This is a genomic window from Nocardia sp. NPDC050406 (assembly GCF_044459025.1).
In the GTDB taxonomy this organism is placed as follows: Bacteria; Actinomycetota; Actinomycetes; order Mycobacteriales; family Mycobacteriaceae; genus Nocardia.
The window spans coordinates 215,048-234,357 of record NZ_JBITIM010000002.1 but is presented as its reverse complement, the minus strand read 5'-3'; the positions used below and the strand labels follow the sequence as shown (position 1 = coordinate 234,357).

22 protein-coding genes are annotated in these 19,310 nt (G+C 67.8%); 12 read left to right on the top strand and 10 right to left on the bottom strand.

The features are described 5' to 3' along the window. Positions 1–12 precede the first annotated feature (12 nt). Complete coding sequence (sigJ, locus tag ACIBH2_RS14680; RefSeq protein WP_397117499.1) at positions 13–957, bottom strand: RNA polymerase sigma factor SigJ; 945 nt, start codon at positions 955–957, stop codon at positions 13–15. 133 nt (positions 958–1,090) lie between these two features. Between sigJ and ACIBH2_RS14675 the strand changes: the two genes are divergently transcribed. Next, the gene (locus tag ACIBH2_RS14675; protein ID WP_397117497.1) at positions 1,091–1,543 is read left to right on the top strand and encodes a MerR family transcriptional regulator; all 453 of its coding nucleotides are present in this window, start codon (positions 1,091–1,093) and stop codon (positions 1,541–1,543) included. Next, on the top strand, positions 1,540–2,550 hold the full coding sequence (locus ACIBH2_RS14670) for an aldo/keto reductase (protein ID WP_397117495.1): 1,011 nt from the start codon (positions 1,540–1,542) through the stop codon (positions 2,548–2,550). The genes ACIBH2_RS14675 and ACIBH2_RS14670 overlap by 4 nt, the downstream gene beginning before the upstream one ends. Before the next feature lie 46 nt (positions 2,551–2,596). Here the strand turns inward: ACIBH2_RS14670 and ribA are convergent, their stop codons facing one another. Then, complete coding sequence (ribA, locus tag ACIBH2_RS14665) at positions 2,597–3,211, bottom strand: GTP cyclohydrolase II (protein WP_397117493.1); 615 nt, start codon at positions 3,209–3,211, stop codon at positions 2,597–2,599. Between the two features lie 144 nt (positions 3,212–3,355). Further along, positions 3,356–4,351 carry a GlxA family transcriptional regulator gene (locus ACIBH2_RS14660; protein ID WP_397117491.1) on the bottom strand — a complete coding sequence of 332 codons (996 nt, stop codon included), beginning with the start codon at positions 4,349–4,351 and terminating at the stop codon, positions 3,356–3,358. A gap of 128 nt (positions 4,352–4,479) precedes the next feature. On the opposite strand from ACIBH2_RS14660, the gene ACIBH2_RS14655 reads away from it, so the two are divergent. From ACIBH2_RS14655 to ACIBH2_RS14640, 4 genes are read left to right on the top strand one after another with little or no spacing between them, the layout of a single operon-like run. Next, positions 4,480–5,388 carry an NADP-dependent oxidoreductase gene (locus ACIBH2_RS14655; RefSeq protein WP_397117489.1) on the top strand — a complete coding sequence of 303 codons (909 nt, stop codon included), beginning with the start codon at positions 4,480–4,482 and terminating at the stop codon, positions 5,386–5,388. A gap of 36 nt (positions 5,389–5,424) precedes the next feature. Beyond that, a complete protein-coding gene (locus tag ACIBH2_RS14650; protein ID WP_397117487.1) occupies positions 5,425–5,907 on the top strand; it encodes a carboxymuconolactone decarboxylase family protein in 483 nt (160 codons plus the stop codon). Between the two features lie 2 nt (positions 5,908–5,909). Then, a complete protein-coding gene (locus ACIBH2_RS14645) occupies positions 5,910–6,221 on the top strand; it encodes a GNAT family N-acetyltransferase (RefSeq protein WP_397117485.1) in 312 nt (103 codons plus the stop codon). After that, complete coding sequence (locus tag ACIBH2_RS14640) at positions 6,218–7,198, top strand: pirin family protein (RefSeq protein WP_397117483.1); 981 nt, start codon at positions 6,218–6,220, stop codon at positions 7,196–7,198. The genes ACIBH2_RS14645 and ACIBH2_RS14640 overlap by 4 nt, the downstream gene beginning before the upstream one ends. Here ACIBH2_RS14640 and ACIBH2_RS14635 read toward each other — a convergent pair. Both ACIBH2_RS14635 and ACIBH2_RS14630 read right to left on the bottom strand, forming a co-directional pair. Further along, positions 7,189–8,109, bottom strand: a complete 921-nt coding sequence (locus ACIBH2_RS14635; RefSeq protein WP_397117481.1) for a hypothetical protein — start codon at positions 8,107–8,109, stop codon at positions 7,189–7,191. The genes ACIBH2_RS14640 and ACIBH2_RS14635 overlap by 10 nt on opposite strands. A 93-nt stretch (positions 8,110–8,202) precedes the next feature. Then, a complete protein-coding gene (locus ACIBH2_RS14630; RefSeq protein ID WP_397117479.1) occupies positions 8,203–9,036 on the bottom strand; it encodes a helix-turn-helix transcriptional regulator in 834 nt (277 codons plus the stop codon). 99 nt (positions 9,037–9,135) lie between these two features. On the opposite strand from ACIBH2_RS14630, the gene ACIBH2_RS14625 reads away from it, so the two are divergent. Beyond that, entirely contained in the window at positions 9,136–10,140 is a 1,005-nt protein-coding gene (locus ACIBH2_RS14625; RefSeq protein ID WP_397117477.1) for an aldo/keto reductase, read from the top strand. On the opposite strand, the gene ACIBH2_RS14620 is transcribed toward ACIBH2_RS14625, so the two are convergent. The 4 genes from ACIBH2_RS14620 to ACIBH2_RS14605 all read right to left on the bottom strand — a co-directional run bounded on the left by ACIBH2_RS14620 (position 10,137) and on the right by ACIBH2_RS14605 (position 13,772). Beyond that, on the bottom strand, positions 10,137–11,063 hold the full coding sequence (locus ACIBH2_RS14620) for a GNAT family N-acetyltransferase (protein ID WP_397117475.1): 927 nt from the start codon (positions 11,061–11,063) through the stop codon (positions 10,137–10,139). The two genes, ACIBH2_RS14625 and ACIBH2_RS14620, sit on opposite strands and share 4 nt — an antisense overlap. 16 nt (positions 11,064–11,079) lie before the next feature. Further along, the gene (locus ACIBH2_RS14615; RefSeq protein WP_397117473.1) at positions 11,080–11,550 is read right to left on the bottom strand and encodes a PaaI family thioesterase; all 471 of its coding nucleotides are present in this window, start codon (positions 11,548–11,550) and stop codon (positions 11,080–11,082) included. 85 nt (positions 11,551–11,635) lie between these two features. Continuing rightward, positions 11,636–13,111 carry a malate dehydrogenase (quinone) gene (mqo, locus tag ACIBH2_RS14610; protein ID WP_397117471.1) on the bottom strand — a complete coding sequence of 492 codons (1,476 nt, stop codon included), beginning with the start codon at positions 13,109–13,111 and terminating at the stop codon, positions 11,636–11,638. A gap of 142 nt (positions 13,112–13,253) precedes the next feature. Beyond that, positions 13,254–13,772 (bottom strand): hypothetical protein, encoded by a 519-nt coding sequence (locus ACIBH2_RS14605; RefSeq protein ID WP_397117469.1) that lies wholly within the window; start codon positions 13,770–13,772, stop codon positions 13,254–13,256. Between the two features lie 140 nt (positions 13,773–13,912). Here ACIBH2_RS14605 and ACIBH2_RS14600 point away from each other — a divergent pair, with 140 nt between their 5' ends. From ACIBH2_RS14600 to ACIBH2_RS14585, 4 genes are all read left to right on the top strand, one after another. Continuing rightward, positions 13,913–14,590 (top strand): TetR/AcrR family transcriptional regulator, encoded by a 678-nt coding sequence (locus ACIBH2_RS14600; RefSeq protein WP_397117467.1) that lies wholly within the window; start codon positions 13,913–13,915, stop codon positions 14,588–14,590. Positions 14,591–14,630: 40 nt separating this feature from the next. Further along, entirely contained in the window at positions 14,631–15,206 is a 576-nt protein-coding gene (locus tag ACIBH2_RS14595; protein WP_397117465.1) for a TetR/AcrR family transcriptional regulator, read from the top strand. 93 nt (positions 15,207–15,299) lie between these two features. After that, positions 15,300–16,340, top strand: coding sequence for a medium chain dehydrogenase/reductase family protein (locus ACIBH2_RS14590; protein ID WP_397117463.1), 1,041 nt, complete (start codon positions 15,300–15,302; stop codon positions 16,338–16,340). Positions 16,341–16,369: 29 nt separating this feature from the next. Further along, positions 16,370–17,704: a carotenoid oxygenase family protein gene (locus ACIBH2_RS14585; RefSeq protein ID WP_397117461.1), complete on the top strand. Its 1,335-nt coding sequence runs from the start codon at positions 16,370–16,372 to the stop codon at positions 17,702–17,704. Position 17,705: 1 nt separating this feature from the next. Here the strand turns inward: ACIBH2_RS14585 and ACIBH2_RS14580 are convergent, their stop codons facing one another. Then, the gene (locus ACIBH2_RS14580) at positions 17,706–18,245 is read right to left on the bottom strand and encodes a CGNR zinc finger domain-containing protein (protein ID WP_397117459.1); all 540 of its coding nucleotides are present in this window, start codon (positions 18,243–18,245) and stop codon (positions 17,706–17,708) included. Between the two features lie 38 nt (positions 18,246–18,283). Between ACIBH2_RS14580 and ACIBH2_RS14575 the strand changes: the two genes are divergently transcribed. Next, positions 18,284–19,231, top strand: a complete 948-nt coding sequence (locus ACIBH2_RS14575; protein WP_397117457.1) for an EamA family transporter — start codon at positions 18,284–18,286, stop codon at positions 19,229–19,231. The last annotated feature ends 79 nt before the right edge of the window (positions 19,232–19,310 follow it).

The window sequence follows — 19,310 nt, the reverse complement described above, 5'->3', positions numbered from 1 at the left end:
ATGTGATGTGGGTCACCACATCTCGAGCAGGGGTTCGCCGTGCTCGGCGGCGGCCCACTGCCGCGTGGCGCGGTCGAGCTTGGCGGGGTTGCCCTGGCCGAGCACGCTCACGATGCCGTCGCCGGTGATCTCGAGGACGGCGACGGCGACGACGCGCTCCCCGACCGCCAGCACGATCGCCGGGTGGCCGTTGGCGACCGCGGCGTAGGCGAGCGGCCTGCCGCCGAAGCGGTCGAGGTCGTGCGTGCCGGGCCGGAAGCGGTTGCGCACGAACCGGGCCACCTTGAGCGCACCGACGACCGGGCTGGGCACGGTCATGATCCAGCCGCCGCCGTCGCCGAGCACGAACGCGTCGTCGGCCAGGAGCTTGACCAGCGGTTCGGTCTCGCCGCTGGCGGCCGCGGCGAGGAACTCCTCGACGATCCGGTGCGCGGCGGCGGTGTCGATCTCCTGGCGGGCCCGGCCGGTGACCAGGTGCTGTTTGGCGCGCCGGTAGATCTGCTGGCAGTTCGATTCGGTGAGGTCGAGCAGCTCGGCGACCTCGGCGTGCGAGTAACCGAAGGCCTCGCGCAGCACGTACACCACGCGCTCGTTGGGCGAGAGCCGCTCCATGAGGGTGAGCATGGCGAAGGAGACCGATTCGCGCTGCTCGACGGTGTCGGCCGGACCGAGCATGCGGTCTCCGGCCAGGACCGGCTCCGGAAGCCATTGCCCCACATAGGTTTCCCGCCGCGCCCGCGCCGAGGTGAGCTGGTTGAGGCAGAGGTTGGTGAGCACCTTCGTCAACCACGCTTCGGGGACGTCGATGTGCTCGCGGTCCGCGGCGTGCCAGCGCAGGAAGACCTCCTGCACAGCGTCCTCGGCGTCACCGGCCGAACCCAGCAGGCGGTAGGCGATCGCTTCCAACCGGCCCCGGTAGCTCTCGAAGAGATCGGCCTCGCGCGTACTGAGCAGCATTCCGTAATGGTCGGCCATCCGCGCGGGCCGCGTCCACCCACGGGTGCGCGATGACACAGGGAGCAGAATGGTGCTTGCTTGGAGTGCACTCCAGGTGGCTAGCGTCGGTGATGTTCGACGGAAGGGATGAGCGATGAGCGCACCAGCGGTGCACAACGGCGTCGACTACGAACGGCCCCGGTACTCCATCGGGGAGGTCTCCGAGCGGTCCGGGCTCAGTCGCGACACGTTGCGCTGGTACGAGCGCATCGGGCTGATGGATTACGTGGGCCGCAACCACACCGGGCAGCGCCGGTTCAGCGACCGGGACCTGGATTGGCTGCGGCTGATCGGCAAGCTGCGCACCACCGGCATGTCGGTGGCCGACATGGTCCGGTACGCGGAGCTGGTGCGGGCGGGCGACTCCACCTTCCCGCAGCGCCTCGAGATGTTCCGCCAGACCCGCGCGGAGGTGCTCGCCCGCATCGCCGAACTACAGCAGACCATGGCCGTACTCGACTCCAAGATCGCCTTCTACGAGGGCAATCCGACGGTCGACTGGCGGACCGTGGCGACACCGAACGCAAGCGAAGGGACATACGCATGACCACCACGCGGGTACTTCCCACCGCCACCTTGGGCACCGTCGAGGTGGGGCGGCAGGGTCTGGGCTGCATGGGGATGAGCGCCTTCTACGGACCCTCCGACCTGGCCGAATCGCGGGCCACCCTGGAGCGGGCCTTGGAGCTGGGCGTGACGCTGTTCGATACGGCGGACATGTACGGCAGTGGCCACAACGAGGAGTTCGTCGGCGAATTCGTGCGCGCCCACCGCGACCAGGTGGTGCTGGCCACCAAATTCGCCATCGAGCTGCGGGCCGACGATCCGAGCTATCGGGGCGTCAACAATTCACCGGACTACATCCGCCGGGCGGTGGACGCGAGCCTGACCCGGCTCGGGATCGATGTCATCGACCTGTACTACATGCACCGTCGCGATCCGCAGGTGCCGATCGAGGATTCGGTCGGCACGATGGCGGAGCTGGTCGCCCAGGGCAAGGTGCGGCAGCTGGGGCTGTCGGAGGTGACCGGTGACGAGTTGCGGGCGGCGCACGCGGTGCATCCCATCGCGGCGGTGCAGTCGGAGTGGTCGCTGTTCTCGCGCGATGTGGAGCGCACGGCGGTTCCGGCGGCGGCCGAGCTCGGGGTGACCTTCGTGCCGTACTCGCCGCTGGGGCGCGGCTTCCTGACGGGCGCGTTCGCCTCGGGAGAACAGTTGTCCGACAGCGATTTCCGGCGCACCATGCCGCGCTTCAGCGGAGCCAACGCCGAGCACAACGCGGAGCTGCTGGCGCCGCTGCGGGCCATCGCGCGGGCGCGCGGGATCAGCCCGGCGCAGGTGGCGCTGGCCTGGGTGCAGGGGCGAGCCGCGGCCGACGGCCTCTCGGTGGTGCCGATTCCGGGCACGCGCAGCCGGACTCGACTCGAGGAGAACGTGGCGGCGGCGACCATCGAGCTGAGCGCCGAGGAATTGGCGACGCTGGAGCCGATCGCCGCGCAGGTGGCGGGCCCGCGCTACGCCGATATGTCGTTCACCTCGGCCGGTCGGGAGTGACGACACGCTGCCCCGCACCCTCGAATTACGGTGCGGGGCAGCGCCTTCAGGCGATCTGAATGGTGTGGCCGGTGTGGTCGACCTTGGCGCGCAGGTAGCGCAGATTGTTCGGGGTGGCGTGCACGCCGGTCGGCACCGTACTGCGCACCGCGATACCGAGGTCGATCAGCTGCCGGGACTTGTCCGGGTTGTTGGTGAGCAGGTCCAGTTCGGAAATACCCAGGGCGGAGAGCATTTGGGCCGCGGCGGTGTAGTCGCGCGCGTCCTCGGGGAAGCCGAGATCGGTATTGGCCTGGTAGGTGTCGCGGCCCTGGTCCTGGAGGGCGTACGCGTCGAGCTTGTTGTACAGGCCGATATCTCGGCCTTCCTGACGTAGATAGAGCAGGACGCCACCGGTTTCGGCGATGCGCTGCACCGACTCGCGCAGCTGCGGACCGCAGTCGCAGCGGGCGGAGCCGAAGACATCGCCGGTGAGGCACTCCGAATGCAACCGCACCAACGGTGTTTCCCCTGGCTCGCCGAGGACGAAGGCCACGTGCTCGCGCCCGTCCCCCAGCCCGGTGAAGGTCACCGCCTCGGCGGTGGTCGAGTAGCCGTCGGCGAAGGTCAGCGGGATGCGAACGCGCGTGCGCACACTCGCGCCGACGGTACTCAGGGTCATGGCGGGCTCCGAGATCTGAGGGGATCGGTTCAGCGGGATGAACTGGATCTTGGTTGGGTTTATTCCTGGTGAGCGATTGGCCTCACCGGTCGGAAATCGGCGTCCGAAGGCGAGAATCGCCGTCCGAGCGCGGGAATCGACCGCTCAGGCCAAAACCCCCCGAAACGCCCGCCTATAGGCATGCGGCGACGTCCCCAACACCGCCCGCATATGCTGGCGCAGCGAATTCGCGGTATTGAACCCCGCCCGATCGGCAACCAGGTCGATGGGGTGATCGGTGTTCTCGAGCAATTCCCGCGCCCGGTCCAACCGCTGTGTGGTGAGCCAGCGCCCCGGGGTGGTCCCCACCTCGTCGCGGAACCGGCGGGTGAAGGTCCGCACGCTCATCCGGGCGTGGGTTGCCATGTCCTCCAGGGTGATCGGCTGATCGAGGCGGTCGAGCACCCACGCCCGGGTCGGCGCGGTCGAGGCCGTGGTGGGTGCCGGGACGGGGCGTTCGATGAACTGGGCTTGCCCGCCGTCACGCCAGGGCGGCACCACGAGGCGGCGGGCGGCATGGTTGGCGACGGCGGTGCCGTGGTCGCGGCGGACCAGGTAGAGGCACAGGTCGATTCCGGCGGCGGCCCCGGCGGCGGTGAGTACGTCGCCGTTGTCGACGAAGAGCACGTCCTCGTCGACCTGGACCTTGGGGTAGGCCCGACGGAACTCCTCCGAGCGCTGCCAATGCGTGGTGGCGGGCTGGCCGTCGAGCAGACCGGCCGCCGCCAGCACATAGCTGCCCGTACAGATGGACACCATGCGCGCGCCGGTGCGCACCCGGCCCAGGGCCTCGGCGAGCGCGGGCGGCAGCGCCCCGCCGACATGCAGGTCGCCGAGATCCTCCGACGGCGGCACGATCACCGTGTCGGCGGTGGCCAGGATCTCCGGACCGTACTCGACGGCGACGCGCACACCTTCGGCCGTGATGACCGGTCGCCCGTCCACGCTGCACACCAGCACTTCGTAGAGCGGCGCTCCCCCATCGCCCGCGGTATGGAACACCCGCGCCGGAATCCCGAGTTCGAAGACGTGCACGTGATCGAGGGCGAGCACCACCACGCGATGCGGTGCCGCCGGGTGGATTCGCGACTTCTCGAGCATGGCCAGATCCTGTCACATGTTGTCCATCCGGCCACTACTGCGGTGGTTGGATTCGGGGCACGCTGATTCCGCTCATCTCCCCGACGAAAGGAACAGCGATCATGAACAGCGGAAACACTATGCGTGCCATGGTGATTCGAGAGTGGGGCGGCCCGGACGTGCTGACCCCCACCGAGATCGAACGACCCGAGCCGGGTATGGGCCAGATCCTGGTGCGCGTGCACGCGGCTGGCGTGAATCCGGTGGACTGGAAGACCCGAGCATCCGGCGAGCTCATCGGCTGGGGCGAGACGCCCATTCCCGGCTGGGACGTCTCCGGCACGGTGGCCGCCGTGGGCCCTGGCGTCACCCTGTTCCAGCCCGGGGACGAGGTGTTCGGCATGCCCGGCTTCCCCACGCAGGCCGGGGCCTACGCCGAATACGTGGTGGGCGCGACCCGGCACTTCGTGCGCAAACCCGCCGAGCTCGACCACGTGCACGCCGCAGCGCTGCCGCTGGCGGCGCTCACCGCGTGGCAGAGCCTGGTCGACAACGCCGGAATCCGCGCCGGGCAGCGGGTCCTGGTGCACGCGGCCGCGGGCGGTGTCGGACATCTCGCCGTCCAGATCGCCAAGGCGCACGGCGCGTACGTGATCGGCACCGCGCGCACCGACAATCACGACTTCCTGCGCGGACTCGGCGCGGACGAGGTAATCGATTACACGACAGTCGATTTCGCCGAGAGCGTCCGCGATATCGATATCGTGCTCGACGGTATCGGCGGCGAGTACGTCGCGCGCTCGCTGCGTGTGCTGCGCCCTGGCGGGCACCTGGTGACGCTGCCCGGCCCGACCACCGTCGACGCCCCCGATCTGCACGTGGGCTGGACCGTGGTGGAACCCGACGCGGCGGGCCTGACCCATATCGTCCGGCTCGTGACCGAGGGCCGTCTGCGTGCCGAGATCGATACCGTGTTCCCGCTCGCGGACGCGGCGAAGGCGCATGCCCACGGCGAGACCGGACGTACCCGGGGCAAGATCGTGCTGACCGTCGACTGAGCGCTCGGCCAACCTTCCGCATACGATGAACCGACTATGCAGTCCCACGCTGTTCACGCCCGTGTCTGGATCGACAAGCAGGCACCGGCCATCTATCACGCGCTCACCGGTGTGGCGCTGTCCGTCCGAAACGCCGCCGCGGCCGTCGATTTGAGTCGAGCGGTCATGGAGTTGGTGAATGTTCGTGTCTCCCAACTCAACCGGTGCCCGTACTGCCTCGATCTGCACGAGCGGGCCGCGGTCGAGGCGGGGGTCACGCACCAGCAACTGGCCGTTCTGGCGGCGTGGCGGCGCAGTCCGGAGCTGTACTCCGACCAGGAACAGGCCGCGCTGCGGCTCGCCGAAGTGGTCACCTCGTTACCGGATGAGGAGATCACCGAGCGTGAGTATGCTGCTGCGCGGCAATATTTGTCGGATGACCAGATATCCGTGCTGATCTGGGCAGCGACCACGATCGGCGCGTTCAATCGCGTGTCGATCATGAGCAAACATCCGGTGCGGGTGCGGAAGGAGCACTGAATATGAGTGAACAGGCTGTCGCGACCACGGTCGTACGCAATGACTCGCAGCATCGGTACGAGGTCTGGTACGGCACCGCACTCGCCGGTTTCGCCGAGATTCGGGAGAACGACAACGACACCACCTTCATTCACACCGAGGTGGACAGCGAATTCGGCGGTAAGGGTCTGGGCAGCGTGCTGGCGCGCGAGGCCGTCGAGGATGTGATCAAGCGCGGCCGGGCCATCGTCCCGCGCTGCCCGTTCATCAAGAGCTGGCTCGACAAGCACCCGGAATTCGACGAGCACGTGGTGGGCAAAGGCATCAAGCGTTGAGCGACCTGGAGACTCGGCCGGAGGAGGCGCTGTGCGAATCCTCCGGTCGGCCCGGGCCGCGCGCGGACTTCTTCCCCGCGCGTGAGGTGCCGCTCGGCGGCGTCCGCGGTGTCACCGTGCACCGGTCGCTGCCGCAGCGCGATCTGCCCACCGTGGGCGCGTGGTGCTTTCTCGACCATTTCGGGTCGGGTTCGCCCGCCAATCCTGAAGGCCACGACATAGAGCCGCATCCGCATATCGGATTGCAAACCGTCACTTGGCCTTTGGACGGCCGCATTCGCCACCGCGACAGTGTCGGCTCGGATGTGGAGATCTGGCCGGGACAGCTCAACCTCATGACCTCCGGCCGCGGTATCGCGCATTCGGAGTACCGGGTGCCGGGCCACACCTCCGGGCACGGACTCCAGCTGTGGATCGCGCTGCCGGGCGACAAGGTCGCTGTCGCACCGCATTTCGAGCAGCACCGGGATCTGCCGGAGTTCGAACTGCCGGGTGTGCGCGGCACCGTCCTGATCGGCGCACTGGGCGGCGTCACATCACCGGCCATGGCCTACACCCCGATCGTCGGGGCGGATCTGCGCGTCGACGCGGGGACCGATACCGCCCTGCCCGTGGACCCCGCCTTCGAGCACGCGGTCCTGGTCATCGAGGGCGCGCTGCGCGTCGAGGACACCGAGGTAGCCCCCGGCAGCCTGTTCTACCTGGGCAGTGACCGCACCGAGATTCGCCTGCACGACACCGCTGGCGCGCATGTGCTGCTCATCGGCGGTGAACCGTTCGGCGAAGACCTGGTCATGTGGTGGAACTTCGTGGCGCGCAGCCACGACGAGATCGAGGCGGCCCGAAACGATTGGGAGTCCCGCGATCTCGACCGCTTTCCCGATATCGCGGGACATCCTCCGGAGCAACGGATTCCGGCTCCCCCGCTGCCGGGGCTGCACCTGAAACCGCGCAAGCGCCGAATTCCTCAGCCCTGAGCGCGGATTCGAATCTCGTTGAGGATCTTCTGCATGGTCTCCCGGTCGGACGGCGCACCGGTCATCTGAGCGAAAGCGATGGTGTCGAGTGGGCCGCCCGCGCGGGAGGCGAAGGTGTAGGTCATCGCCACGCGCAGCGCCTGTTTGCCATTGAGCTCACCGGAGAGTTCGGCGTACTGGGTATTGGCGTCGACGACCCGCCAGTTGGGTGCGTCGATCGGGAGTTTGTCGCGGAACACCAGGTAATCGGCCTCGGCACACCCGTTCGCGCAGCCGTCGATACCGATCCAGCCGCCCGCGTCGGTGCCGCCGGTCTCGTCGCGGCACACCTTCACCGCCATGACCGTGATCTTGGTACTGCCCACCACGCAACCCCAGGTCCCGGGCAGGTCGTAGTCGAAGGGCACATTGCCGGAGACCTTGAAGTGGTAGAGGTCCTCGCCCGGACCGTAGGTGGGTCCGGCGACGGGTCCGGCGCGACCGTCGCGCGGCGGGTTGACGCTCGGACGGGTCGGCACGATCCCGGCCTCGCCCGTGCTCGTCGGACTGGTCGTCGACGTGGTCGTGGTCGGCTTGGCCGAGGTGGTGGTCGCCGCGGCGGTGCTGGTCGCGCTCGCCACGGGACCGGACGGGCCGGTATCGCGATTGAGCGCCCACACCGCCACCCCGGTCACCACCGCCACCGCGAGCACCGACACCACGGCGAGCGCGATGAGCGGGCCGCGATTGCCCGATGGCGGATTCGATTGGGGCGCGGACCAATTCGGCTGACCGTAGTTCGGCTGCTGACCGGGGACCGTCGGATACGCACCGCCGTAGGGCAATGAGTATCCGGCGGACGGCTCGGTATTGCCATGGGGCTGCCCCCAGCCCTGATACCCCGGGTCGCCCGGACCATTGCCGTACGTCATTACCCTCCCCCTCCGTCGAATCGGGCACGCGAACTCAGCGTACCGAGCGTCCGCTACCGAATTCGGTGGGAGGGGCCGGGCCCGAAACAGGGGTCAGCCGCTCAGAACCTGGGTACCGATGACCCGCAGCAGGTCCAGTTTCTCCTGGGCGTCGGTGCCGGGTTTCGGGTAGTAGACCAGCAGATGGCGGGCGGCACTCGGCGTGAGCAGCGGCTCGCACACCAGCTCGAGCAGGCCGACCTCCGGGTGGATCATGCGCTTCGCGTACCCGGTGCCCGCGCCGACCTCGTGCTCGTTCCAGAGCCGCTCGAACTCCGGACTCCGCTCGCGCAGCCGTCGCACCAGATCGGTGACATCGGCATCGCCGCAGCGGCGCGCCGCCGTCGCCCGGAGACTGACGACATGGTGGTGGGAGAGTTCGTCCCAATTGTCGGCCGGGAAACGGTGCCGCTCCTCGACGGCGGTGAACCACAGCCACGGAACGCAGCGGTCCAGCCCGCGCCGGGCGCTGAAATCCCCGGCGAGCAGGATGTGCATGCGGTTCTGCACCAGCACCTCGCCCAGGTCGGAGATGACGCAGGCCGGGGTGTCGTCGAGTTTGGCGAGCACGTGCAGCAGGCCGGGACCGACATGCGGATCCCCATTGCGCGGCGGCTCGTGGCCGCACAGGTGGTAGAGGTGGTCGCGCTCACCGTCGGTGAGCCGCAGCGCCCGCGCCAAGGCCGCGAGCACCTGGGTCGACGGGCGCGGACCGCGGGCTTGTTCCATGCGGGTGTAGTAGTCGGTGGAGACGCCAGCCAGCAAGGCCACCTCGTCGCGGCGCAGCCCCGGGGTGCGCCGCCGGGCGCCGGGCGGCAACCCCACCTCCGAGGGTTGCAGCACCGACCGGCGGCGACGCAGGAAATCGGCTAGTTCGTCACGGTCCACCCCTCCACTCTCCCCCGAATCCGGAAAGTAACCAGGGATTGCCGAACCCTGGATAAACGGGTCCTGCCGCCGCGTTCCGCACCGACGCAGGATCGAGCCATGACCACACTCGACACCACCCGCCTCGGCGACACCGGCCCCCGCGTCTCCCGCCTCGGACTCGGAGCCATGGGCATGTCCGGAATGTACGGGGCCACCGACGACGCCACCTCCATCGCCGCCATCCACGCCGCGCTCGACTCCGGGGCGAACCTCATCGACACCGGCGACTTCTACGGTATGGGCCACAATGAAAGCCTCGTTCGCACAGCGCTTTCCGAGCGCGATCGCGACGAGGTGGTGCTGAGCGTCAAATTCGGCGCGCTACGCGGACCCGACAACAGCTGGGGCGGTGTCGATTCCCGTCCCGAGGCGATCCGCAATTTCCTCGCCTACTCGTTGCAGCGGCTCGGCACCGATCACATCGATATCTACCGGCCCGCCCGGCTGGATCCGACCGTGCCCATCGAGGACACCGTCGGGGCCATCGCGGAGATGGTCGAGGCCGGGTTCGTGCGCCATATCGGCCTCTCCGAGGTGGGCGCGGACACCCTGAAGCGCGCCGCGGCCGTACACCCGATCGCCGATCTACAGATCGAATACTCGCTCGTCTCGCGCGGTATCGAAGCCGAAATCCTGCCCACCGCACGCGAACTCGGCATCGCCATCACCGCCTACGGCGTGCTGTCCCGGGGCCTGCTCAGCGATTCGCTGCGCGGCGGCGTCGCCCTGAGCGCCACCGACTTCCGTGCCCACAGCCCCCGCTTCCAGGGTGAGAACCTCACGGCCAACCTGCGTTTGGTGGACGCGCTCGCCGCCATCGCCGCACGGCGCGGCGTGACCGTCGCCCAGCTGGCCATCGCCTGGGTACTGTCTCAGGGCACGGATATCGTCCCGATCATCGGCGCGCGTCGGCCGGACCGCTGGGCGGAAGCCGTTGCCGCCCTGGAGATCCGCCTCACGGCCGAGGAACTGTCCGCCATCGCGGCCGCCGTACCAGCCGAGGCGGTGGCGGGAGATCGCTATGCCGCGGAACAGATGGCGATACTCGACAGCGAACGCTAATCCGGATCGAAGGTGAGCTCCTCGATCACGCTGACGGTGCGGGCCACCGCATCGATGACATAGGTGAGATGGCCGGTGGTCCATCCGAGGTGGTGGCCGTAGAAATAGTCGTAGCGCACGGCCTCGCCGCCACCCGGATGTGGCCGCGTCCGCTCGGGAAGCCGCTCGCCGCGGGCGAATTCGCTGTCCACGGCGAGCAGCGCGGACCCCGTCGCCACGCGGAGGGGCTCACCGTCGAGCAGGAGCGTCCACCGGGTCTCCTCATCCTTGGTGTAGTAACCCGCGACGCACAAGGTGCGAAAACGGGCCCGCACCAGTCGGCCGTCACCGAGAATCGCGAAGGGGACCTCACCCTCGGCCAGCACATCGCCCACCCCGTACTCGAGCATGGTGTCGCGATGGTTCACGATCGTCGGTGCCGCCCAGCCGGATTCGGCAGCGAGCTCGCGCAGCCGCTGCTTCCGACGCGCCTGGGCCGGATCGGGTTGGAAGCCGAGCAGACCTGATTCGCAATACATTTCGGTGCGCTCGAGGGTGTCGGGCGTGGTCTCGGCTTTGCCGCCCCATTCGACGTGCTCACAGCCCCGCGCCGTGGCACGTTCCCGCACCTCGGCCAGCAACGCCCGCCCGATGCCCTGTCCGCGAAAGCGCTCGGCGACACAGAATTCCCGCACGAACGCGTAGCTCGGTCTATCGGCGTACGCGGCCGCGACACCGAAGGTGACCAGCCCGACGGGCAGCCCGTCCAGCACCGCCAGAATCGGCGCATCGCTACTCACCTCGCCGTCCGGGAAATAGGCGAACCGGGTGCGGCGCTGGATCGACACCGTCTTCGCCCGCCCGTAGTGCGCGTGCAGTTCGGACAGCAGATCCTCGATCGCCTCGGCATCGCGCACCGTCGCCGTCCGCACCTGCACGCTCACCACCACCTCCCGATTGTCACACTCGACGCGGCCGGATGACCGCGGTGAAAGTCGCCGTGGCGACGGCCTTTCCGGTGCTGTCGGCAATGGTGACGGGCACCGCGAGTTCGTTCTCCTCGCGTGCGGCGATATTCGCGCGCATGCGGGCGACGAGGTCGTCGGGGAGTTCGGAGGTGGCGAAGAACGGGCCCAGCTCCCCCTTGGCCCGGGCCAGGTATTCGATCCGGCCGTCGCGGGCGACGATGAAGGTGTCGGCCATCAGATCGACGATGCCGGAGACGGCCGCGCCCATGGCCGCGGTCTCCGCGAGCCCGAAGAGCATGGCCGCGTGCACGTCGCCATTGTGATTGAGATGCTCGGGCCGGGCCGCCATCCGCACGACGCTGCGGCCGCTGGCGTAATCCTCCGACTCGATTCCGGCGAACTGGATGAAGCCGAGCTTCTTGAAGCCGTCCATCACCAGTGCGCCCATGGTCGCGCTGTCCATCGCATCTCCCTCAGAATTGAAACGTGTTCCATTTTCATACCGGCTGCGGCGAGGGATGTCCACGGCCGGACCTAGCGCGGCATGGTCAGCCAGCGCCCAGCGCGGTCAGGCCGAGGATTTCCGCCGTCCGAATCATGGTGCGGCGGGCCAGGACCTCGTCGTCGGCGAGATCGCGGCCCAGCGTGGGCATGAGCTCGCGCAACCGCGGCGCCCAGAGCGCGCGGTAGTGCGGGAAGCAGCGATTCAACACCTCCAACAGGATGGCGGGGGCGGTGGACGCGCCGGGCGACGCACCCAGGACCGCCGCGATGGACCCGTCACCGGACGCGACGACCTCGGTGCCGAATTCGAGAATGCCACCCTTCCTCGGATCGGCCTTCACGATCTGGGCGCGCTGGCCCGCGGTGATCCAGGTCCACTCGTCGGCCACGGCGGCCGGGAAGAATTCGCGCAGCGCGCTCAGTTTCTTGCGCCGGGTGGCGGCCAATTGCGTGACCAGCAGCCAGATCAGCGGCAGATTGCCCATGGCCATGCGCGCCAAGGGAATCAGATTGTGCGGCCGCAACGAGGCGAGCGCATCGAAACGGGAACCGTTCTTCAGAAACCTCGGACTGGTGCCCGCATAGGGCCCGAACAGAATGGTGCGCCGACCATCCACGACGCGAGTATCCAAGTGCGGCATGGACATCGGCGGCGCGCCGACCGGAGCCTTGCCGTACACCTTGGCCTCGTGGCGTTCGATGACGGCCGGATTGTCACAGCGTAGGAACCGGCCGCTGACGGGGAGCAGGCCATAACCGCGCGCCTCGGGAATTCCCGCCTTCTGCAAGAGTTTCAGCGCCCAGCCGCCCGCTCCCGCGAAGACGAATTTCGCGTCGACCTTGGAGCTGATGCGGTCGTCGGTGTCATCGGTGGCGACAATGCGCAATTTCCAGGAGCCGTCGTTGTTGCGACGCAGCCCGCGCACCTCGTGGCGGGTGTACACATCGACGCCGACGGTTCGCAAGTGCGCGAACAACTGTCGCGTCAGCGCCCCGAAATCCACATCACTGCCGGTGATATCGCGGGTGGCGGCGATCGGCTCGTCCTTCGCGCGCCCGCGCAGCAACAGCGGAGCCCACTCCTCGATCACCTCGGGGTCCTCGCTGAACTGCATGGCCCCGAACAACACATTGTCGGACATGGCGCGGTGGCGTCGACGTAGATACTCCACGTCCCGCGCGCCGCGCACGAAGGTCATATGCGGTACCGGATTGATGAATTCCTGTGGCTTGCCGAGAATTTCGGCATCCACCAGGGAGGCCCACAACTGTCTGCTGAGCTGAAACTGCTCGTTGACGCGCAGCGCTTTCGCGATATCGACTGTGCCATCGGGACTTTCCGAGGTGTAGTTGAGTTCGCACAGGCCCGCATGTCCGGTTCCGGCATTGTGCCAGGCCGCCGAGGCCTCCCCCGCCAGTTCCGGCAGGCGCTCGTACACCGCGATCGACCAGGTCGGCTCCACCTGCTTGAGCAGAATTCCCAGGGTGGCGCTCATGATGCCGCCGCCGATCAGAACCACATCGTAAGTACCTTGCGGCCCCTGCCGTCTCGTCATCATTGTCGAACAGACTCCCAACCAGTCCCCGAATCGAGCAGGGGCACGCTAACACCGGATTCGTACGCCCGTACAGCCGAGCGGTGAATGCCACAGCGTCATCGACTCACGAAAGGGCCAGGACGACAAGGCCCGCGATGGTGCCACCGAACACGAGCGTGTTGCGAATGGTCTGCAGCGTCCACGTCCATGCCGGAAAGCCGTCCTCGGCCGCTTTCAACAGCGCGGGCACATCGATGCGGGCCAATTCCGGATCGTTCTTGCGCCCGAAGGCCGCGCGAACCGAACGCTCGGCGGTGAGATTGCTGTAGACGATGACGCAATTGGCCAGCAGCACCAGCGTCAGCACGATCCAGTTCAGGGGCCGCGCCCAGGACAGATCGGCGAGATTGATTCCGGCCAGCGCGATCATGAGCGTGGCGAAAGCCGAAGGGGCCCACCATTCGTGACCGCTGGCGTCGAAGCGCATGCCGTTCTCGTGCAGCGCGGTGGTGCGCACGCCTTGGCGCGCCAGCTCGGCCTGCGCACTCGCCATCGCCGTGCCGCCGTAGCGATTTCGCACGAACGGCATGCTCAGGAAGGCGGCGGCGATGGTGACGTCGATGGCGGCGAAAAGGGCGTTCATGGTGGTTCTCCCTACTGCTGGCCACCGCTGCGGCGGACACTTGAACTAAGTACAAGTAGAACGTACAGCGTGCCTTGAACTTAGTGCAAGTACTTTCTTGAACTTTGTGCAAGACCGTCGTCGGCACCTAGGGTGTGGGCATGGCACGCGATACCCTCACCCGCGAACAGATCGTCTCGACGGCGATCGAACTCCTCGACGAGGAGGGCCTCGACGGGCTGAACATGCGCAGCCTCGGCAAACGGCTGGACTCCGCGGCGACGGCCATGTATTGGCATGTCAAGAACAAGGACAACCTGGTGCGGTTGGCCACCGACGAGGTCTGGGGCGAGATCGACCTGCCCGATATCGACGCTCTCGACTGGCGCACCGCGGCCGAGCGGATGGCCACCGGAATGTACGGGATGATCTCCCGGCACCCCTGGCTGGTGCAGGTGCTGTCCGGGTATCTCGTCTACGGCCCCAACAAGTCTCGCTACGACGACCGCATTCTCACCGTCTTCGAACGCGCCGGATTCGAGGCCGCCGAGGCCGACCGGGCCGCCGCCACGGTCTTCATGTTCGTACTCGGCAATGCCGTCGGAGCCGCCGCGACCATCTCCCTCAAGCGCAAACTCAGCCTGGGCAAGGGTGACCCGGAAGCCGAGGTCGCCGCGGCCATGGCCCAGGCCGCCGAGGTCGCCATGCGCTTCCCCGCGCTCCGCGCCCGTCTCGAGAACGCCTCGGCCGGAACCGATTACAACGCCGCACCGGACAATGGCTTCGACTACGGACTCACCGCGCTGCTCGACGGGCTGGGTGGGCGGCTCGCGCGCTGACGGTTGCGGCCCGCCAAAGAGTGAGTGTACAGTCACTCACATGACGAAGCGCGGGGCGACCCTCTCCACCTCCGACCTTCGACGGGAAGCCGTCGTCGATGCGGCGATCACCGAGTTCGCCCGGACGGGTTACCACGGCACTCCGATCAATACCGTGGCGGCGAAGGCGGGCATTTCGCCCGCTTATGTCTTCAAGCTCTTCCCCAGCAAGGTGGAGTTGTTCGTCGCGGCATTGGACCGCTGCTTCGAACTCGTCGAAGGTGCGCTCGCCAAGGGCGCGGCCCGTGCGGCGGCGAACGATCCGGAGGCCGTACTGCACGAAATGGGCGGAGCCTATGCGGAACTCATCGCCGACAACCGCCTGCTCATGGTGCAGGTGCATGCTCAGTCGGCGACCGCCGTTCCCGATATCGCCGAAGCCCTCCGGCGCGGGCTGGCCCGCGTCACCGACTACGCCAAGACCCGCTCGGGCGCGGCCGATGAGCAGGTGCAGCGGTTCATCGCCTACGGCCAGCTCTGTCACCTCATCACCACCCTCGAACTCGACGGCCACGCTGGCGGTTGGGCCGGAATTCTCACCGCCGGTATCCGCCATCCGGATGGCAGCGTCGGATAGTCCGCGGCCTTTCCACCGCCCCGTCCTCGGGGCATTTTTCTTCACCATTGAGTGACTGACCAATCACTCACCATCACCGAAAGCGAGAACGCCATGTCGCATAACACGATCACCGCCCTCGAAGTCGTCCTTCCCGGGCGGGTCGAACCGCACGAACTCCGCGTCGAGCAGCGCGAACTGCCGCCGCCCGCACCCGGGCAGGCCGTGGTGCGGGTGGAGGCCACCGGGGTCTCCTTCGCCGAACAGCAGATGCGGCGCGGCAAGTACTACGATCAGCCGCCCTTCCCGTTCGTGCCCGGATACGACCTGGTCGGTACGGTCGCGGCCGTCGGAGACGCGGTGGATCCTCGGCTCGTGGGGCGGCGGGTCGCGGCGCTGACCAAGACCGGCGGGTGGAGCACTCACGTACTGCTCGACGCCGCCGATCTGGTGGCGGTACCGGAGGGGCTGGACGCGGCCGCGGCGGAGACCTTCGTGGTCAATGGAATCACCGCCTGGCAGATGCTGCACCGGGTCGCGAAAGTCACGGCGGGGCAGACGATTCTGGTACACGGGGCCAATGGCGGAGTGGGCTCCACGCTGGTGCAGCTGGCCCGGATCGCCGGGGTGCGGGTCATCGGCACCGCCTCGGCGCGCAATGCGGAGAAGGTCGCCGCACTCGGGGCGATTCCGGTCGACTATCGCGACGACGTGGCGCGGCGGGTCCGCGATATCGCACCCGATGGCGTGGCCGCGGTCTTCGACCACATCGGCGGGCCCGGCATCGTCGACTCGTTCCGACTGCTCGCACCTGGCGGCACCCTGGTCGCCTACGGGACCGCGTCGACCAAGGACGACGACGGCAATTCCCGGCTGCCGGTCCTGAAGCTCCTCGCCCGACTGGCGCTGTGGAACATGGTGCCCAACAAGCGCAATGCGCATTTCTACAACATCTGGCAGGGCAGCCGGAACCGGACGCGTTTCCACAATCGGCTGGCCGAGGACCTGCGTGCCGTCTTCGACCTCGCGGCCAACGGCGAACTACACCCCCAGATCGCCGCCCGCATTCCCCTCACCGAGGCCGGACGCGCCCTCACCCTGGCCGAATCACGCACGGTCACCGGGAAAGTCGTCCTGATTCCCGAAACGCTCTGATCACCCCGCGATTCACCAGGAGAACCGCCATGCTCGCCAAGCCCTACCTCACCGGCCACTACGAACCCGTCCCCGACGAGGCGACGGCGCACGGTCTCACCGTGCGCGGCGCGCTACCCGCCGAGTTGAACGGCAGGTACTTCCGCAACGGCCACAATCCGAAACCCGGTGATACACCGACTCATTGGTTCAAGGGCGCGGGCATGATCCACGGCCTGCGACTGCGTGACGGCACGGCCGAGTGGTACCGCAACCGCTGGGTGCGCACACCGGCCCTGGACGGTGCGCCGTACACCCGCGCGGACGGCAGTGTCGATCTCACCGCCAGCGTGGCCGGGACACACGTCATCGAGCACGCGGGACGCATTCTCGCGCTCCAGGAGGCCAACCTGCCGTTCGAGCTCTCACCCGAGCTGGAAACCCTGGGGGCCTACGACTTCGGCGGAAAGCTCACCACCGCCATGACGGCCCACCCCAAACAGGATCCGGTCACCGGTGAGCTGCACTTCTTCGCCTATTCACCGATCGCACCACATCTGATCTACTACGTCGCCTCCGCGGCGGGGGTCATCACGCGGCAGCAGCCGGTCGAGGGGGCGGGGCCCTCGCTCATGCACGACTTCGGGATCACCGCGAATTATGTGGTGTGGCTCGATATGTCGGTGGTCTTCGATCCCAGTGAGGCCTCGGGGATCCCCTATCGATGGAGCGATTCGTACCGGCCGCGCATCGGCGTGATGTCGCGCTCCGGCGGGCCGGTCACCTGGTACGACGTGGAACCTGGTGCACTGCTGCATATTTCGAACTCCTACGAGGACGACGCCGGGCGTGTGGTGGTCGAGGGGCCGCGTTTCGACCGATCCGCGTGGGAGATCTCGTGGAAGTGGTGGATCGGCGCGCCCGGATATCCGACGAGCCCGAATGGCGGTGCGCTGCAACACCGGTACACGCTCGATCCGGTGAGCGGGCGCGCGAGCGAGGAGGTGCTCGACAGTCTGATCACCGACTTCCCCACCATCAACGACGCCTATATCGGCCAGCGCAATCGATACAGCTATGCGGTGGCCTTCCCCGGTTCGGGGTTCGCGGGCACGGGAATCGTCAAGTACGACAACGACACCGGCGCACGCGCCCTCGCCGCGACCGGAGCGGGGCGCATTCCCGGCGAGGCGGTCTTCGTCCCCGCCGCGGACGGCGCGGGCGAGGACGACGGCTATCTGCTCACCCTCGTCGGCGACCATGCCACGGGCCGCTCGGAACTGTTGATTCTCGATGCCCACGATTTCACCGCCCCACCCATTGCCGCGGTGGAGCTACCCCGACGGGTGCCCGGCGGCATCCACGGTTCCTGGATCGAGGACTGACTCACCTGCGCCGAGCGCGGTAGGCCGCCACCGCATTGCGATTGCCGCAGGCGGTGCTGCAGTAGCGGCGCGAACGGTTGCGGGACAGGTCGAGAACGATGCCCTCGCAATTGTCGTCAGCGCAGACGGCGAGGCGGGAGAGTTCGTCGGCGCGAATGAGGTCGATCATGGCCATGGCGGTTTCGACGGCGATGCGCACCGGCAGCGGGGCCTCGGGCGGGACCGCGTGGATGTGGTAGTCGAGATCGTCGTGGCGGACCAGGCGCGGGACCGCCCGGTGCTCGGCCAGGATGTCGTTGACCAGTGCGACCGCGGTGTCGCGGTCGCTGGTGAGCAGTCGCCGCAGCGCCGGACGCAGTGCGCGGACAGCCGCCAACTCCTCGGCGTCGCCGGTGCGCGCGCCGGTGTAGCCGTGCCTGACGAAAAACTCCGCGAGCTGGCCGGTTTCGGTCAGCGTATCCGGCTTGTCCGGTTCCTCGGCCGAGTTCACCAGCTCCACCGCCGCGGCCATCGCGCCAATGGTGTCATGAGCAAAAGGCATGTTGACATATTACCAAGCCGACCTTAGCGTCATTAGTCATGACGACTTTGACTCATGACACAGCAGTACGGAGCCGCCTGCGGTCGGGTCTGCTCTTCGCCCTGCTGTCCGCGTCGTCGTTCGGACTGTCCGGGCCGCTGGCCCGAGGATTGATGAACGCGGGATGGACCTCGGCCGCCGCCGTCGCGGTGCGTGTACTGCTGGCCGCCGCGGTGCTCGCCCCGTTCGCCGCGATACAGCTGCGCGGAGACTGGAAGCCGGTGCGCGAGAACATGAAATTGCTCGTCGCCTACGGCCTGCTCGCGGTCGCCGGTACCCAGTTGACGTTCTTCAACGCCGTCGCCCACATGGAGGTCGGGGTCGCCCTGCTGGTCGAATTCACCGCACCGATCGCGGTGGTGGGATGGTTGTGGCTGAACAAGGGCGAAAAGCCCGGAGCCCTGACCGTTTTCGGAGCGGTCCTCGGCCTGCTGGGCCTGGTTCTGGTCCTGGATCTGGTCTCCGGACTCAGCGCCACGGGCGTCGGCCTGCTCTGGGCGCTGGGCTCCATGGTGGGCGCGGCTTTCTACTTCGTCCTCTCCGCCCACGGCGGGGAAGCGGTGCCGGGCACGGTGCTCGCCGCGGGCGGCCTGCTCATCGGCGGACTGGCCCTGCTGGCCGTCGGCGCGATCGGCATCCTGCCGCTGCGAATGACGACGAATCCCGTTGTGTTCCAAGACTTCACCGTCGCGTGGTGGATACCGCTGCTGGTCCTCGGCGTGGTGACCGGTGCGCTGTCCTACGTCAGCGGTATCGCCGCCACCCGCCGCCTCGGCTCCCGCCTGGCCAGCTTCGTCGCGCTCTCCGAGGTGCTGGCCGCCTTGATCTTCGCCTGGCTGCTGCTCGGCGAAGCCCCCGGGCTCATCCAATTGTTCGGCGGCGCACTGATTCTCGCCGGTGTCATCATCGTGCGCCTGGGCGAACCCGCGCTGACCGAAGCCGGGTAACCACCCGGCCGTCCCATGCGGGCCACGCGGTACCATTCGGCATTCCTATATGTGCCGCAAGGGTTCCGATCTCCGGTCG